Annotated in this window: 13 protein-coding genes; 4 read left to right on the forward strand and 9 right to left on the reverse strand. The window is 65.6% G+C overall.

Annotated elements, in window-relative coordinates:
• Positions 1-65 precede the first annotated feature (65 nt).
• Positions 66-737: a histidine phosphatase family protein gene (locus FK256_RS08805; RefSeq protein ID WP_039893294.1), complete on the forward strand. Its 672-nt coding sequence runs from the start codon at positions 66-68 to the stop codon at positions 735-737.
• On the opposite strand, the gene FK256_RS08810 is transcribed toward FK256_RS08805, so the two are convergent.
• The 8 genes from FK256_RS08810 to lipB all read right to left on the reverse strand — a co-directional run bounded on the left by FK256_RS08810 (position 729) and on the right by lipB (position 9,739).
• Positions 729-2,399 (reverse strand): tetratricopeptide repeat protein, encoded by a 1,671-nt coding sequence (locus tag FK256_RS08810; protein ID WP_141424498.1) that lies wholly within the window; start codon positions 2,397-2,399, stop codon positions 729-731. The two genes, FK256_RS08805 and FK256_RS08810, sit on opposite strands and share 9 nt — an antisense overlap.
• Before the next feature lie 211 nt (positions 2,400-2,610).
• Positions 2,611-3,411: an amino acid ABC transporter ATP-binding protein gene (locus FK256_RS08815; RefSeq protein ID WP_009233100.1), complete on the reverse strand. Its 801-nt coding sequence runs from the start codon at positions 3,409-3,411 to the stop codon at positions 2,611-2,613.
• Positions 3,408-4,373, reverse strand: a complete 966-nt coding sequence (locus tag FK256_RS08820) for an amino acid ABC transporter permease (RefSeq protein WP_021605726.1) — start codon at positions 4,371-4,373, stop codon at positions 3,408-3,410. The genes FK256_RS08815 and FK256_RS08820 overlap by 4 nt, the downstream gene beginning before the upstream one ends.
• Positions 4,374-4,376: 3 nt before the next feature.
• Positions 4,377-5,297 (reverse strand): ABC transporter substrate-binding protein, encoded by a 921-nt coding sequence (locus tag FK256_RS08825; RefSeq protein ID WP_009233098.1) that lies wholly within the window; start codon positions 5,295-5,297, stop codon positions 4,377-4,379.
• Between the two features lie 155 nt (positions 5,298-5,452).
• Complete coding sequence (gene glnA / locus FK256_RS08830) at positions 5,453-6,877, reverse strand: type I glutamate--ammonia ligase (RefSeq protein ID WP_141424499.1); 1,425 nt, start codon at positions 6,875-6,877, stop codon at positions 5,453-5,455.
• A 196-nt stretch (positions 6,878-7,073) separates the two neighbouring features.
• Positions 7,074-7,829 (reverse strand): DUF4191 domain-containing protein, encoded by a 756-nt coding sequence (locus tag FK256_RS08835; protein ID WP_141424500.1) that lies wholly within the window; start codon positions 7,827-7,829, stop codon positions 7,074-7,076.
• Between the two features lie 74 nt (positions 7,830-7,903).
• On the reverse strand, positions 7,904-8,935 hold the full coding sequence (locus FK256_RS08840; RefSeq protein WP_141424501.1) for a lipoyl synthase: 1,032 nt from the start codon (positions 8,933-8,935) through the stop codon (positions 7,904-7,906).
• 93 nt (positions 8,936-9,028) lie between these two features.
• The gene (gene lipB / locus FK256_RS08845; RefSeq protein WP_141424502.1) at positions 9,029-9,739 is read right to left on the reverse strand and encodes a lipoyl(octanoyl) transferase LipB; all 711 of its coding nucleotides are present in this window, start codon (positions 9,737-9,739) and stop codon (positions 9,029-9,031) included.
• Positions 9,740-9,841: 102 nt separating this feature from the next.
• Between lipB and FK256_RS08850 the strand changes: the two genes are divergently transcribed.
• A complete protein-coding gene (locus FK256_RS08850; RefSeq protein WP_244936308.1) occupies positions 9,842-11,587 on the forward strand; it encodes a serine/threonine-protein kinase in 1,746 nt (581 codons plus the stop codon).
• Between the two features lie 60 nt (positions 11,588-11,647).
• Here the strand turns inward: FK256_RS08850 and FK256_RS08855 are convergent, their stop codons facing one another.
• Positions 11,648-13,915 carry an FAD-dependent oxidoreductase gene (locus tag FK256_RS08855; RefSeq protein WP_141424503.1) on the reverse strand — a complete coding sequence of 756 codons (2,268 nt, stop codon included), beginning with the start codon at positions 13,913-13,915 and terminating at the stop codon, positions 11,648-11,650.
• 87 nt (positions 13,916-14,002) lie between these two features.
• Here FK256_RS08855 and FK256_RS08860 point away from each other — a divergent pair, with 87 nt between their 5' ends.
• Positions 14,003-14,644, forward strand: coding sequence for a TetR/AcrR family transcriptional regulator (locus FK256_RS08860; protein ID WP_141424504.1), 642 nt, complete (start codon positions 14,003-14,005; stop codon positions 14,642-14,644).
• A gap of 116 nt (positions 14,645-14,760) precedes the next feature.
• Positions 14,761-15,003: a hypothetical protein gene (locus FK256_RS08865; protein ID WP_034473720.1), complete on the forward strand. Its 243-nt coding sequence runs from the start codon at positions 14,761-14,763 to the stop codon at positions 15,001-15,003.
• Positions 15,004-15,005 lie beyond the last annotated feature (2 nt).

Here is a 15,005-nt window from a genome sequence, read left to right on the forward strand (position 1 = left end):
CCTGGCGATGAGGATCGCACCGTCGCCGCAGGCTCGGGCGCCGTCGACCTGGCAGACTTGGCGCCGTGAGGCTCATTCTCGTACGCCACGGTCGCACCGTCGCCAATGTCATGCAGGCACTCGACACCGACTTCCCCGGAAATCCTCTGGACGATGTCGGCCGACGAGAGGCGGACGGTCTTCCCGCCCGGCTGGAGGAGGCCGGTTTGATCGAGGCGCTGGGGTCCTTGTGGGTCTCCCCGATCCTGCGTGCCCGCCAAACCATCGCCCCCATCGAGGCGGCCACCGGCCTGAGTGCCACCATCGACTCGGGACTGCGTGAAGTTCTGGCCGCGGAGCTGGAGATGAACACCGACGCCCGCTCGGTGGCCTGCTACGTGGACACCACCCGAGCCTGGATGGCCGGGCGCCCCGCGTGCCGTATCCCCGGCTCCCCGGAGGACGGCACCGACACGCTCCAGCGCTTCGACGACGCCGTCGGCCGGATCGCCGAGCAGACCGCCCGGGCGGGAGCCTCGGCGGCCCTGCTCGTCTCCCACGGCACCGTACTGCGTCTTTGGACCTCGCTCAAGGCGGCGCCGGGAAGCGGCGTGGATCCGCTGTGGATCGCCGACCGCCCCATGCACAATACGGGGATCACGGTTGTCGACGGAGACCCGGAGGCGGGATGGAGTCTGACGTCCTGGGATGACGGCGCCTGGGGCGAGCCCTCCAGTGCTGCCGCCATGTCATTGTGACAACAGATCTTCAAATCGCTCGGCCTCAGCGGGCGACAGAAGGGACATCACCGAGCTGATGGCGGCCTCAACCTCGTTCGTGTAGCCATCGGTTCGGAGCCGTTGAAGCATGGGGAGGGAGGTATCGATCGCCCTGCGCATCTGTTCGCCACTACCTGTTCTTCCGAGCAGCCATGCATGGCTTCGGGCCAGGAGGGGAATGCATCCGATCTCCGCGGATCGATCTGCCACAGAGCTCATGACCTGGCCCGCCTTCGTCGCCGTCGATACCAGCGCAGCATGGTCCAGCGCTTTGTCCAGGAGCGCCGAGATTGCCTGGGGAGTCTCTCCGCGCAGCTGAGCGAGAACTGCTAGATGATGGTAGGCGAGGGCTGTCCCGATGTGGTCCGTCAGTCCTTCATAGATAGCCAGGGCCTGTTCATAACGGGATCGTGCCAGCTGATCATCCCCTGCGTCCTTGGCGACAATACCGAGCTGAAGGCTGCTCGTGGCCATGCCGGTCTGGTCTCCAAGCTCCTCGAAGATGGACAGGGCCTGCTCGTAACGGGCTTGTGCCTCCTCGTAGTTGCCCTGATCCTGAGCGAGCATGGCCAGCTCATGGACGGCGCTGGCAGTGTTCGTCGGGTCTCCAGTGCTCTGACTGATGGCGAGTGCTCGCTCATAGTGGCATCGTGCCGTGGTGTAGTCCCCAGAATCGTAGGCGAGAGTGCCCAGCTGGTGGTAGGTCGAGGCGAGATCGCTGCGGTCTCCGATTTTCTCCTTGATTGCGAGAGATTCTTCGTACAGCGATCGAGCGGACTCGTAGTCTCCTTGAAGGAAGGCGAGATTCCCTAGATTCTGATTCAGTGCGGCCGTGTGCGCCTGATTTCCGAGCTTCTTGCTGATGTCCAGGGATGCCCCATAGAGCTTGCGTGCTCTGGTGTAGTCCCCCTGCTCTTGTGCGATGGAGCCAAGTTGCCCAAGCGCTGCCGCGATACCTGAGGCGTCATCGAGTCGATTGCTGATGACCAGGGACTGGTCGTACAGCCTTTGCGCAGTGCGATAGTCCCCCTGAGCATGGTAGATGATGCCGAGCTGATGGTAGGTGGTGCCAACTCTTTTCTGGTCATCGATCGTCTTGCTGGCCGAAAGGGAGTCGACGTAGAATTTCTTGGCGGTGCTGTAATCTCCATGCTCCTGGAAAAGAAGTCCCAGCTGGTAGCAGTTGGTGGCTATCATTGCTTGGTCGTCGAGTTCCCTAGCAATGGCCAACGAGTACTCGAATGAGGTCTTGGTATCTTCTTTGTCTTGTTTCTGATTGACACAACCGAGCGCCTGATAGGCGTTCATCATGCTTACCTTGTCACCTGCGTCCCGAGCGAGAGACAACGCCTGATGGTAGTGTTGGACAGCGGTTTCGTCGTCGCCCATGAAATGGAGCACGGTTCCCATGTAACGATGCCAGTGCGAACGTTGTGCAGTTGAAATCCATGGGGCCGACAACTGGTCGCGAATGATAGTGGAAGCCTCGGCGAACTGGTTGGCTGAGAACAGGATCGTGATTGCTTCTTGCAGGTTCTCATCGGCTTGACTGAAATGGCCTGCATCCTTCAGGCGGCATGCGTCCTCTTGTAGTTGCTGCGCTCTAGTGCTGTCAAGAAAATGGTTCTGCTGGGCGGGCAACGTTATCACTCCTTGTGGCAGGTCGTGATCTGCGCATGAGGTGATGAGGATAGAATAAAATGATCAATTGGATCAACTTCGCTCTCCGATTCGTTGAGGACAGAGACGTCTCGGTGCACTGCTTGATGGCTACGGCGCCGGAATACGCGTGAGCCTCGGCTGTCTGTGGGATAGCCGAGGCTCACGTGGCGATTCATGTCGTTGTCCGTCCTTACAGGACCGAGGAGAGAAAGGCGCGGGTGCGTTCGACCCGGGGGTTGTCCAGGACATCCACGGGGTCGCCCGACTCGCAGATGACTCCGCCGTCCATGAAGATCAGCTGATCGCCGACCTCCCGGGCGAAGCCCATCTCGTGGGTGACTACCACCATCGTCATCCCGGAGGTTGCCAGGTCCTTCATGACCTGAAGTACCTCACCGACCAACTCGGGATCCAGGGCGGAGGTCGGCTCATCGAAGAGCATGAGCTCGGGATCCATCGCCAGCGCCCGGGCGATCGCCACCCGCTGCTGCTGACCTCCCGAGAGCTGAGAGGGGTAGTGCTCTAAGCGATCGCCGAGCCCCACCCGTTCCAGCAGCTCGATGCCGCGCTTTCGCGCCCTGTCCTTGGGCATCTTCTTCACCTGAACCGGCGCCTCCATGACGTTCTCTAGAGCCGTCATGTGGGGGAAGAGATTGAAACGCTGGAAGACCATGCCGATCTTGGCGCGCTGCGCGGCGCGGGCCTTGTCCGACAGGGCGTGCAGTTCGGTGCGCCCGCCGCGCTCGACCTCGCGCATCCCGATGAGCTCGCCGTCGACCCTGATCCGACCGGCGTCGATGGACTCCAGCTCGTTGATGCAGCGCAGGAGCGTCGACTTTCCCGAGCCAGAGGGGCCGATGAGAACCGTGACCGATCCCGGAGGCACGATGAGGTCGATACCGCGCAGCACGTGCAGCTCGCCGAAGAACTTGTGCAGGTCGCTGATCTCGACCTTCGGCGTCTCAGCTGCGGCGGAAGTGGATGTGCTCATGGGGTGACCTCCAGGAAGGGATCGTCCTTGGTGGTGTGGGCGTTGAGGATCGCCTGCTGACGGGCTGACAGCCCACGGCCGGAGGAGGCGGAGGCCTTGTTCGAGTCGAAGCCCCTGCCGTAGTAGCGCTCGATGTAGTGCTGTCCCACCATGAGGATCGAGGTGATGATGATGTACCAGATGGCCGCGACGATGAGCAGCGGAATGATCTGATAGGTCAGCGAGGCGTAGGAGTTGGTGACGAAGGTCAGGTCCAGGGTGAAGGGAACGGCCAGTACCAGGGAGGTTGTCTTGAGCATGGAGATGGTCTCGTTGCCGGTGGGCGGCACGATGACCCGCATCGCCTGAGGCAGGACGATCCGCCTGAGGATCTGGCCCTTGCTCATGCCCAGCGCCCCGGCGGCCTCACTCTGCCCCTTGTCCACCGAGTTCAGGCCCGAGCGGACAATCTCGGAGAGGTAGGCCCCCTCGTTGATGCCCAGTCCCAGCATTGCTGCGACGAAGGGAGTGAAAACCGTCGTCGTCTTGAACGTCAGCAGTTCGGGGCCGAAGGGGATTCCCAGACTCAGCTTCTGGTAGAGCGCGGACAGCGCCCCCCAGAACACCAGCTGGGTGTAGATCGGCGTCCCGCGGAAGAACCACAGGTAGGCCAGTGCCACCCAACGCAGCACCGGGTTGGAGGACTGGCGCTGGATCGCCGTCGTCACCGCCAGGACGATGCCAATGGCCATGGCCATGAAAGTCAGCAGCAGCGTCCAACCGACGGCCTTGACCACATGGACCTCGCGCAGGAAGAACCAGACCGTGGACCAGTGGAACTTCTCGTTGGTGACCAGCCCGTGGATGAGCATGGCGCCCAGGACTGTGACGATCGCGGCACTGATCCAGGTTCCCGGGCGGGGGACCGGCTTGGGGTTGTTGAGAACGACCTTGTCGTCGTCAGAGGCGGGTGAGGCAGTCACGGCTCACTCCTTCACTGCGGGATTGAGTTCTGCGGTGGTCAGGGCAGCGTCCTTCACGCCCCAGTTGTCCAGAATCTTCTGCCAGATGCCCTGGTCCATGAGGTACTGGACGGCGGCCTGGATCGCGGCGGTGAACTGCGGGTCTGCCTTAGAGGTCACCACGCCCTGGGGTGCAGCGTCCTCTACCTCGCCCAGGGTGACGATCTGACCGTCGGTCAGCTCGACGGCGTACCCGGCCACCGTGGAGTCGGAGTAGGTGGCGTCGATGGTGCCGCCGACCAAGCCTGTGGTGGCCTCGGACTGCTTGGAGTAGGAGCGCACTGACAGGACGTCCTTGCCGGCTTCGGCGCAGTTGTCGGCGGCCTTGCGCATGGCGGTCTCCTGGTCGGTTCCGACCTGGACCCCGATGGTGCGTCCGCACAGCTTGAGGTGGTCCGAGGTATCGACGCCCTTGGGGTTACCGGCCTGGACGTTGAAGCGTGAGCCCACATTGACGTAGGCGGTCATGTCCACCTCGGCGGTTCGCTCTGGCGTCACGGTGAAGGAGGAGATGCCTGCGTCGTACTTCGATCCGATCGAGGCGATGATCGAGTCGAACTCGGCGGTGTGGACCTTTCCCTTGACGCCCAGGACGGCGGCGATCGCGTTGGTGAGGTCGACGTCGTAGCCCACGGCCTTGCCCGAGGGATCGAGAAACTCAGCCGGTGCGTAGTCCGTGGAAGCCGCCACGTCCAGGACTCCGTCCTCGAGCGCCCCTTGAGGGAGCTTGGCGATGATATCGGGCTGAGCCTGGATCGAGGAGGTGTCGTAGGAGTGGATCTGCGAGCTCCGGTTCGCGTTCCAATCAGCGGCGTTGGTGCATCCGCTCAAGATCAGACAAGCGGCGGTTGCCAGCCCGAGAGCGGTGTGTTGGCGGAACCTCATCGTGGGTTGTCCTCTTCGGAGTGGATCAAGACGGAGAAAGAATATCCGTAACGCAGTATAGATATGCAGCTACTGAAGGTGGCGTATAGCACGACGTCGGCCCCGAGCCTCGTGCGAAGGAGGCTCGGGACCGACGTCTGAGCTGCATCAACGACTCACAGGTCGTAGTAGAGCTGGAACTCGTAGGGGTGGGGGCGCAGCCGCAGCGGTTCGATCTCGTTGGAGCGCTTGTACTCGATCCAGGTCTCAATGAGGTCAGAAGTGAAGACGTCGCCCTCGGTGAGGAAGTCGTGGTCCTCCTCCAGGGCCTCCAGGGCCTGGTCCAGACTGTCGGGGAGCTTGTCGATGTCGAAGTACTCCTCGGGTGCGAGCTCGTAGAGGTCCTTGTCGATGGGCTCACGCGGCTCGATACGGTGGCGGATGCCGTCGATGCCCGCCATGAGCACGGCGGCGAAGCACAGGTAGGGGTTGGACGAGGGGTCCGGTACCCGGTACTCCACGCGCTTGGCCTTGGGGGAGGAGCCAGTGACCGGGATGCGGATGCAGGCCGAGCGGTTACGGGCCGAGTAGACCAGGTTGACCGGTGCCTCGAAGCCGGGAACCAATCGGTGGAAGGAGTTCACCGACGGGTTGGTAAAGGCCAGTAGCGCCGGGGCGTGAGCGAGGATGCCGCCGATGTACCAGCGAGCCAGGTCGGAGAGCTGGCCGTAGCCGCGCTCGTCGAAGAACAGCGGCTTGCCGTCCTTCCACAGCGAGTGGTGGGTGTGCATGCCCGATCCGTTGTCGCCGAAGATCGGCTTGGGCATGAAGGTGGCTGTCTTGTTGTTGCGCCAGGCCTCGTTCTTGATGATGTACTTGAACTTCATCATGTCGTCGCCGGCGGCCAGCAACGAGTTGAAGCGGTAGTTGATCTCCTGCTGCCCGGCCGTGCCGACCTCGTGGTGGGCCCGCTCGATCTCCAGGCCGGAAGCCAGGCAGGTGCGCACCATGCGGTCGCGGATGTCAGCCATCTGATCGTTCGGGGATACGGGGAAGTAGCCGCCCTTGAAAGCGGTCTTGTAGCCCTTGTTGCCGCCCTCCTCCTCGCGGCCAGTGTTCCAGGCGGCTTCGGCGGAGTCGATGGCGTAGAAGGACCTGGCCGGTGAGGATTCGTGGCGCACCGAGTCGAAGAGGTAGAACTCGGCCTCCGCCCCGATGTAGCAGGTGTCGGCGATTCCAGTGGAGCGCAGGTAGTCCTCGGCCTTGGCCGCGATCGAGCGGGGGTCGCGCGAGTAGACCTCATCGGTGAAGGGATCCACGATCGAGAAGTTGACGACCAGCGTCTTCTCCTCGCGGAACGGGTCTAGGAAAGCCGTGGTTACGTCCGGGACCAGCTTCATGTCCGATTCGTGGATCGCGGTGAAGCCACGGATCGAGGAGCCGTCGAACATGAGGCCGTCGGTGAGGGCCTCGTCCTTGAAGGCGGTCACGGGAATGGTGAAGTGCTGCATGACGCCGGGTAGGTCGCAGAATCGCACATCGACCAGCGCGACATTCTCCTTCTCGATGAACGTCAGTGCCTCGGATGCGTCCTCGAACATATCTCCTCCAAGTGGGAACTGCGCACATACTCAGCGCGTATGCACTGCGGCTGACATCGGCAACTATATTGACCCGCCCGTGACGGAGGAATGGCGTCGGTGTTGCCTGGGTGTTTCGGTCGTTTCTTGCGCGGACCTCAGGGCGGCTGCTCGCCCTGCAGCGGTTCGAGGGGGGCGCGACGCGGGCGCGGAGTATTCAGCGGCCGCGCATCGCGCGACGATCCGGGCGCATCCGGTTGGGGTCGACGTAGTTGGGGATCGGCAAGTTCCTGCCGGCCATCGAGGTCAGTCGCTTGGAGACCTGGGTGATCTCGGCGTCGGTCAGTGACGTGGGCTTGGTCGGCAGCCGGCGCAGCGTCTTGGACAGGTCGGTCAAGCGCACCTGCCCCGCGTCAGTGCCCACCTGAAGCGTATGGATGGGAACCGTCGACAGTAGCCGGTGGACCTTGCGCTCCTCCTCCGCCAGCATGCGGCGGGTACGGGTGCTCGGCCCCTCGGCGATGAGCACGACCCCGGGGCGTCCCACCATTCTCCACACGAGGTCCTGGTTCTTGGTGAAGGCCACGGGCTCGGGCTCGACGTACCAACCGCGGCCGATTTGGTCGAGAACGGCCTTGGTCGCTCCCGGCATCCCCTCGATCTGGGCGTAGGAGGCGCGGCGCACCGTCAGGGACAGGATGATCATGCTGACCATGAGCGCCATGAGGATGCTCAAGAACAGCCAGTACCACAGCGACATTCCGCTGGCGAAGGATATGGCCACGCCCAGGGCGAGGCATGCGGCGGACGCGGCCAGCATCGCCCACCCGATCCACGGGTAGCTGCGCCGCGAGATCGTGTAGGAGTCCTTGATGTTCTGAAGGTACTGGGCCAGCCGTCGCTTCTTCTTCGGCTGGGGGGACTGAGCACTACTCACGGGCACACAATAGACGACGTTGGTGCGCTGGCACACACAGTCCCGCCGTCGGCGTGGCAGTGCGCGCACGCACCGAAGAACCGGGCTCCTGAAGGCGAGAAGGTCCGCATTCAGCAGGCGGCCGCGAGGTGGGGATGGGTTCCCAACAGAGTCGACGCCTCCTGACGAGCCGTGGCAGGCTCGGCGAGCTGAGCCAGACGCTCGGGGATCTGCCAACCGCGCTTGACCATGGCCCGCCCCCACAGCATCCCGGCCCGGTAGGAGGAGCGCACCATCGGGCCGCTCATGACGGCCGCGAAACCGATCTCCTCGGCCAACCGGCTCAGCTCCACGAACTCCTGGGGCTTGACCCAGCGATCAACCGGGTGGTGCAGCTTGGAGGGGCGCAGGTACTGCGTGATGGTCAGGATGTCGCAGCGGGCCTCCACCAGCGCCGCCATGGCCGCCTCGATCTCGTCGCGGGTCTCGCCCATGCCCAGGATGAGGTTGGATTTTGTGACCAGTCCCGCCTCCGAGGCGGCGGTGATGACCTCGAGGCTGCCCTCGTAGGAGAAGGCCGGTCGGATGCGCTTGAAGATGCGGGGGACGGTCTCCAGGTTGTGGCCAAGCACCTCGGGGCGCGAGGAGAACACGTCCTTCAGCGCGTCGGGGTCGCCCCGGAAGTCGGGGATGAGCAGTTCGACCCCGGTGCCCGGGGAGAGCTCGTGCACCTGGCGGGCGGTCTCCGCGTAGAGCCAGGCCCCGCCGTCGGGGCGGTCATCTCGAGCCACGCCGGTGACGGTTGCGTAGCGCAGGTCCATCTCCTTGATGGACACCGCCACGCGCCTGGGCTCATCGACGTCGTACTCGGTGGGGCGACCAGTGGCGATGTCGCAGAAGTCGCAGCGACGTGTGCACATCTCGCCGCCCACCAGGAAGGTGGCCTCACGGTCGTTCCAGCACTCGTAGATGTTGGGGCAGTTGGCCTCGGCGCACACCGTGTGCAGGCTCTTCTCCCGCACCAGGCCGCGGACCTCCTGGTAGGTGTCGGAGACGACGGCGCGAGTACGCAGCCAGTCGGGCTTGGACTCGATGGGCGTGCGGGCATTGCGCGCCTCGACCCGCAGGAGCTTGCGCCCCTCGGGGGCAACGGTGGTGCTCACTTCAACCTCTCCTCGCCGACGACGATTCCACGGGGAGTCTAGTACGCTTCCGCGAATTCATAGGACCTCAGGCCTAGGAGCGAGCGTCCGTTGTCACGTGGCATCTGCCACCAACGGCGCCAGATGCGCCTCCAAGGCGGCCACCAGTGCGTCCGCAGGAGCTTTGGTGGCCAGATGGTGGCCGGTCTCGGCACTCAAGGAGGTCACCCCGGCGTCGTCGATCCCGCAGGGGATGATCCTCTCCAGGGAGAAGGCCTCCAGGTCCGGGTCGACGTTGAGGCCGATCCCGTGCATGGTTGCGCCCCGGGCGACCCTGACTCCCAGGGCGCAGATCTTGCGTTCGGTGCGACGGCACCGGTCGGGGACTGTCGCGTTGGCGGGATCTGCCGGGTCAGCGGGCACCCAGACCCCGGAGCGCCCCTCGACTCGGATCGTCTCCAAGCCGTAGAGGGCGCACAGCTCGATGACGGCGGCCTCCAACGCGCGCACGTAACGGATGACGTCGAGCGGCGGGGCCAGGCGCAGAATCGGGTAGACGGTCAGCTGACCGGGCCCATGCCAGGTGGTCTTCCCTCCGCGGTCCACATCGACCACCGGGACGCGTCCGGGTCCGACGACGTCGCCGTCTGGCCGTTCCCACGTGTGGGTGCGCCTGCCGACCGTGTAGACCGGTTCATGCTCCATGAGCAGCAGCGTGCTGGGTCGCCTACCCGCCACGACCTCGGCGTGGACCGTCCTCTGCAGCTGCAGGCCCTCATGGAAGGGGATGAGTCGGGATCCGAGTCCCACGTCCTGACGCAGCACGGGGACAGCCTACGTGACCACAACCGGCACCCGGATCCGAGTTATCCACAGGCCGACTGCACGGTCTGGTCATCTGACGGCGGCATGGCGACCATGGAATGCATGAGCCCAACGATGCGCCCCCGCCCCGGCGGCCAACCGGCCGACGGTGATGCCGACGGTGCCTGCAACGGCCGGTCGGTACTCCGCGCTGTACTTCGGCGTCGGGGCGCGCGTGGGCCCCGCGCCTCCGGAATCCCGGTCTCCGATGCCGAGCCGGGCATCCCGGACTCGGCGCTCGGCGCACTGTCCCGACAGGGATACACCGTCGGCGAGGTGATGGGGCGCTCTACCGCTGTCAGCGCGCCTCGTCGTGGGCTGGATGCGCAGGGCCGTCATGTCGTCATCCGGGTCGTCGATCTGCCTCGCGGGCGCGGCGGAGCGGCAGTCCTACGACGGTTGGCCGATCTGCGCGTGCTGCGCCACCCCGGCCTGGTCACAGTGCGGGAGGTGGTGCCCCTGCCCGAGCAGCGGGCGGGCGTCATCATGGAACTTGTCGAGGGGGCCGGGCTTGACGTGGTGCTGGGCGCGAGGGGAAGACTCAACATCTCCCATCTGGCCACTCTCCTGGACGTCCTGGGATCGGCGCTGGCCTACCTCCACGAGCACGGAGCCGCCCACGGGGACGTCTCCGCGGGCAACGTCCTGGTGACCACCGATGGGCGTCCGGTCCTCATCGACATGCTGGGTTCCGCGATGGAGATGGGAACGCAGGACTGCGCCGCCCCCGAACGGCTCGCGGGCGGGCCGGCGTCGGCGGCCTCTGACGTCTACGCCCTTGCGCGTCTCCTGACCGAGTGCGCAGGACAGGGCGGGACCGGGACGAGGAGGCTGGCCGGTTTCCTGACCGACGCCCTCGCCGAGGACCCGGCCGACCGTCCCAAGGCCCGCGACTTGGCCGCCCGCGCACCGGAACTGGGCCCGGCATCGCCCATCGAGCTGCCCGATGGCGCCCGCCTCGCCGCCGGTTGCCTGCGGGCGGCCGCCCGTACGCCGACACGCACAGTCGGTTCCAGGCTCAGGACGGGGAAGGGACTCGGGCCGAGGTTGAGGGCCGGTTCCCGGGACGACTCCGACAGGCGCGAAGCGCAGGGCCGGGGCGGCATGAGCCGCATCGGGCGAGGTCCTGCGGCCATACGCTGGGGGAGAGGGCGACGCCCGGAGCCCGGTCGCGTCCGGGCCTGGGGGCTCGCGGCGGCACTGCTCGTCGCCGTCTGCCTGGCGGCTTGGGGACCGGCGCGAGGGCTGGCGTCCTTCAGGCCCGCTTGGGCCCTGGGCTCCGCTCCGGCCTCGACGACAAGCGCTGGGTTGAGCGCGCCGGTCGAATCGACTGCCGGCTCCTCAACGGGGCCGTCGTCCACCGCGTCTGCGAGCGGGCCTCCGTCGTCCTCGGCTTCGCAGACGGCCGAGGACGACGGAGCCGACGTGGTGAGCATCGTCGTCGCGCTGTCCGCGGCCCGAGACCGCGCACTCATGGCCGCGGACGCCGACGCCCTGGCGGCCACGACGGTACCGGGCTCTCCCGCGGCAGAGACCGACACGCGGATTCTGACCGATCTGATCGACTCGGGCGAGAGCGTCGGAGGCCTGCAGACCTCCGTCAGCCAGATGATCGACACGGAGCTGCCCGGGGACGCGGCCGCACTCTGGCCCGGCGCTCGAGCGGTTCGGGTCACGCTGTCCCAGAGCGCCTCGACGCGTTCGGGCGCATCCGGAACTCGAACGGTTCCCGCCCTGGCGTCCCGCCAAGTCGTCCTCATCCTCGTCCCAGGGCCATGGCGCGTCGCCGACGTCCGTGCCGTGGAATGAACTCCTGCGCGCCTCGAAACCGGGATGAAGCCGGGCCGGCGCGCCTCCTTCGCGGAGCGCTCAGTACGGCTCGGTGTGGATGGAGTCGTAGCCGGCGCGTTCGAGGAGTCCTCGGGTATCGGCGACCATAGCGGCTGAGCCGCAGAGGTAGACCTCCGTGCTGCGAGGATCGAGCCCGGAGCTGCCGGCAAGTCCGGGAAGCGCGTCGGTGACCCGTCCGTGGAACGCCCGGGGCGCCTCCTCACGGCTCAGGCAGCGCAGTACCCGCCCGGGCATGGGGGAGTCGATCACCGTTGTCAGATCCTCTTCCCGGTTGCGGCAGCCGAAGAGCAGCGTGTCGTGCTCGAGTCCAGGAGCCTGGGCGAACATGGCCAGCATGGGGGCGATCCCGGTACCGGTGGCGATGAACAGTCGGTGCCTATCGGAGTCTGCGAGTCCGAACCCTCCCAGGGGTAGCTCGACCACCGTTGTGGCGCCCTCGTCGGCATTCTCGATGAACTGCGATCCTCGTCCGCCGGTCCGAGTCGAGATGAGCAGACGGAGCCGATGGTCATCGAGCCCCGCGATCGAGTAGTCGCGCCACGCGTTATCGCCCACGTGCAGGCGGGCGAACTGCCCCGGCGCCCAATGCTCGATCTGTCCGTCCACATGGAGCGTCACGTCCCAGACACTCAGGGTAAGACGGCGCTTGGAGACCAGGACGGCGTGGTACTTGCCCTCCGGTAGTGCGCGGGTACCTTGTGGATCCGGGGATGCGGGGGCTTCCCGCAAAGCGGAGGTGATGGTGGAGTAGCCGCGTGGTCCGAGCACCTGGCAGGCCGCCGCGAGTCCGCCCATCATGGCGCCCATGATTCCTGTGCTCCCGGCGTCCTGCCCGGACAGGAACAGTCTCGGGATCGCTGTGCGCGGGCCCAACGGGTCGGACCTGTATCGCAGTGGAGTGGCGGGCGGTCCGTAGAAGGCGCCGGCAGGGTGGGCGGTGTAGTGCGCGTAGGTGAGGGGGGTGGAGACCTCCAGGTAGTCCACCAGATCGCTCAGACCCGGTGCTGCACTCTCCGCCAGATCGAGCATGCCGCGGGCGACGCGCTCCTTGAGAGCGGAGTAGTCGGGACCGCGGTCCCCCTTCGGCAGGTCGGCCCATTGCCGGAATGAGTCGGCGTCGCAGAAGGAGATGATCTCGGCGGTGTGCGGGGACTCACCGGACTTTACTGAGGGGAAGGAGACGAAGATGTCATGGGGACGGCCCTCCAACAGGCAGACGGAGTGCTCCTGGGCGCGCTCGTGGTCGAGGTCCTGGTTGACCCAAATGTTGCCGCCGTCGAGGCCAATACTGCGAGGGTCGTCGCGCAGGCGCAGGAAGACGGTCACGGCAGACGTGCCGGTGCCCAGATTAGTCAGGGTGCGGCGCGCCGGCCCGGTGAGACGACCGATGTCACCGGATGTGGGAAGGAGGCGGTTGAAGGTGTTGGAGGCGCCGACGGCGGAGACGATGACTGGCGCGCGGTAAACGCGTTCTCGTGACAGAGGGCCGCGGTGGTCCATCACCCGGACCCCGGAGGCCTCGCCGTCGTCAAGGAGTATCTCCGTGACCTCCTGAGCGACGCGGACGGCTCCTCCGGCCTGTTCGATCCCCTTCTCGAAGGTGCGTGCGATCCGGGCGCTGCCACCCTGGGGGAACCATCCGCCCTCGAGATAGTGGGAGACGACCATCGCGTGCACGGCGAAGGCTGAACGGGACGGCGGCAGCCCATAGTCACCCCACTGACTGGCCAGGATGGCCTTGAGCTCGGGGGAGCGGAAGTGGGAGTCGAGGTACGCCTTCGTCGTACCGGTGGCCGTTCGTCCTCCCATGCGCTGGACGAGTCTGAGCAGTGATGCCATCGGGCGGGGAACCATCCCCTGAACGAAGCCCATCGTGGTCCACGCAGTCGTGCGCCGGACAGCCTTGAAGTAGCGGTGGATGGCTCTGGCCTCCTGGGGGAAGGCGGCGACCAGCTCGCGCTCGTAGCGATCCGGATCGCTGCTGACGCTCAGGTCGAGGTCCGGGTAGACGAACCTGTCGTAGGCGTCCGGCATACGGTTCCACTCCAGCTCGCCTCCGGAGAGATAGTCGAAGTAGGCGCGAGCCCGGCTTCCGGGGCCGACCTGTCCGATGTAGTGCACTCCCACGTCCCAGGAGGCCCCGTCGCGCCGGAAGGTATGGGTGAGTCCTCCCGGTTCCGTGTGCCGCTCCAGGACGAGAACCCGCTTGCCAGCGGCGCGTGCCAGCAGACCAGCAGTCGTCAGCCCGCCGATACCTGAGCCGATCACGATGACGTCATAGGACATGGTTACCCCTTCATCTGGCTAGACAGTGTCAAGTCAGCATAGCAGTCGACTGGACAGTGTCTAGTTAGGCGGTTCTACACTCTTGCCATGACCTCTGAATCAGGAGCCTCGTCCGAGCGCAGCGGTAGCCGGGATCTGCGCGCCGAGCTGCTGCGAACCAGTCGGAAGCTCCTGGACGAGTCGGGGCCCAGCGCACTGAGCATGCGGGAGGTGGCGCGTCGCGCCGGGTGCACGCACCAGGCCCCCTATCACTACTTCGCCAACCGGGAGGCCATCCTGGCGGCACTGGTGCGCGAGGGCTTCGATGAGCTCGCGGACCGGCTCGCCTCGGCTCGCGAGAGACTCGAAGGTGCGGATCGCCGGGCGGTCCTGACGGCCTCGGGAAATGCCTATGTCGAGTTCGCCCTGCGTCATCCCGGGGTCTTCCGAGTGATGTTCCGGCCCGATGTGTGCGATCCGGAGCGCTTCCCGGAAGTGGTGCAGGCCAGTGAGCGCGCACGCGATGAGCTGGCCCGCTTGGCGAGACATGTGGCCGGCGAGGAAACGTCTCTCGAGATCGAGGTGCTCTTCTGGTCCGGCGTGCACGGCCTGGCCTCGCTGCTGCTCGACGGCCCACTGGTGGGCGCGTTCGGCTCGGTCCAGGAGCGCCTCGAGTTCGCCCGTGGGGTTGTTGGTCTGAGTGAGGTTCCTGTTGCTGGAGGCCTCCATGAAAGCGGGGAATCGGCATAGCGGAGGGTGCGCAGTAGAAGCGGAATGCCGTTCCTGCTGTCCTGACCGATTGTCTTCGCCCGAAGTGGCTAGCAACATAAGTTGACAAAATGGTCCTGTCAACTTATGTTGCTTATATGGACGCGCTTACCGCAGCCACTGAGGCTGCTGACATCACTCGCCCCGAGGACGGGCTACGAGCCGTGGCGGCTCTGCGGCGACTGACGGACACTCTTGAGCTTGCGCAGGTCGAGGCTGCTCTGCGCTCGGGCATGGGATGGAGCGAGATCGCCTCCTGTCTTGGGGTCTCTCGTCAGGCGGTCCACAAGAAGTACGCCAAGCGGGTTCAGCCCGGTCTGGCTCCAACCAGGAGGAGATGACG

This window comes from Actinomyces johnsonii (assembly GCF_006546835.1).
GTDB lineage: Bacteria > Actinomycetota > Actinomycetes > Actinomycetales > Actinomycetaceae > Actinomyces > Actinomyces johnsonii.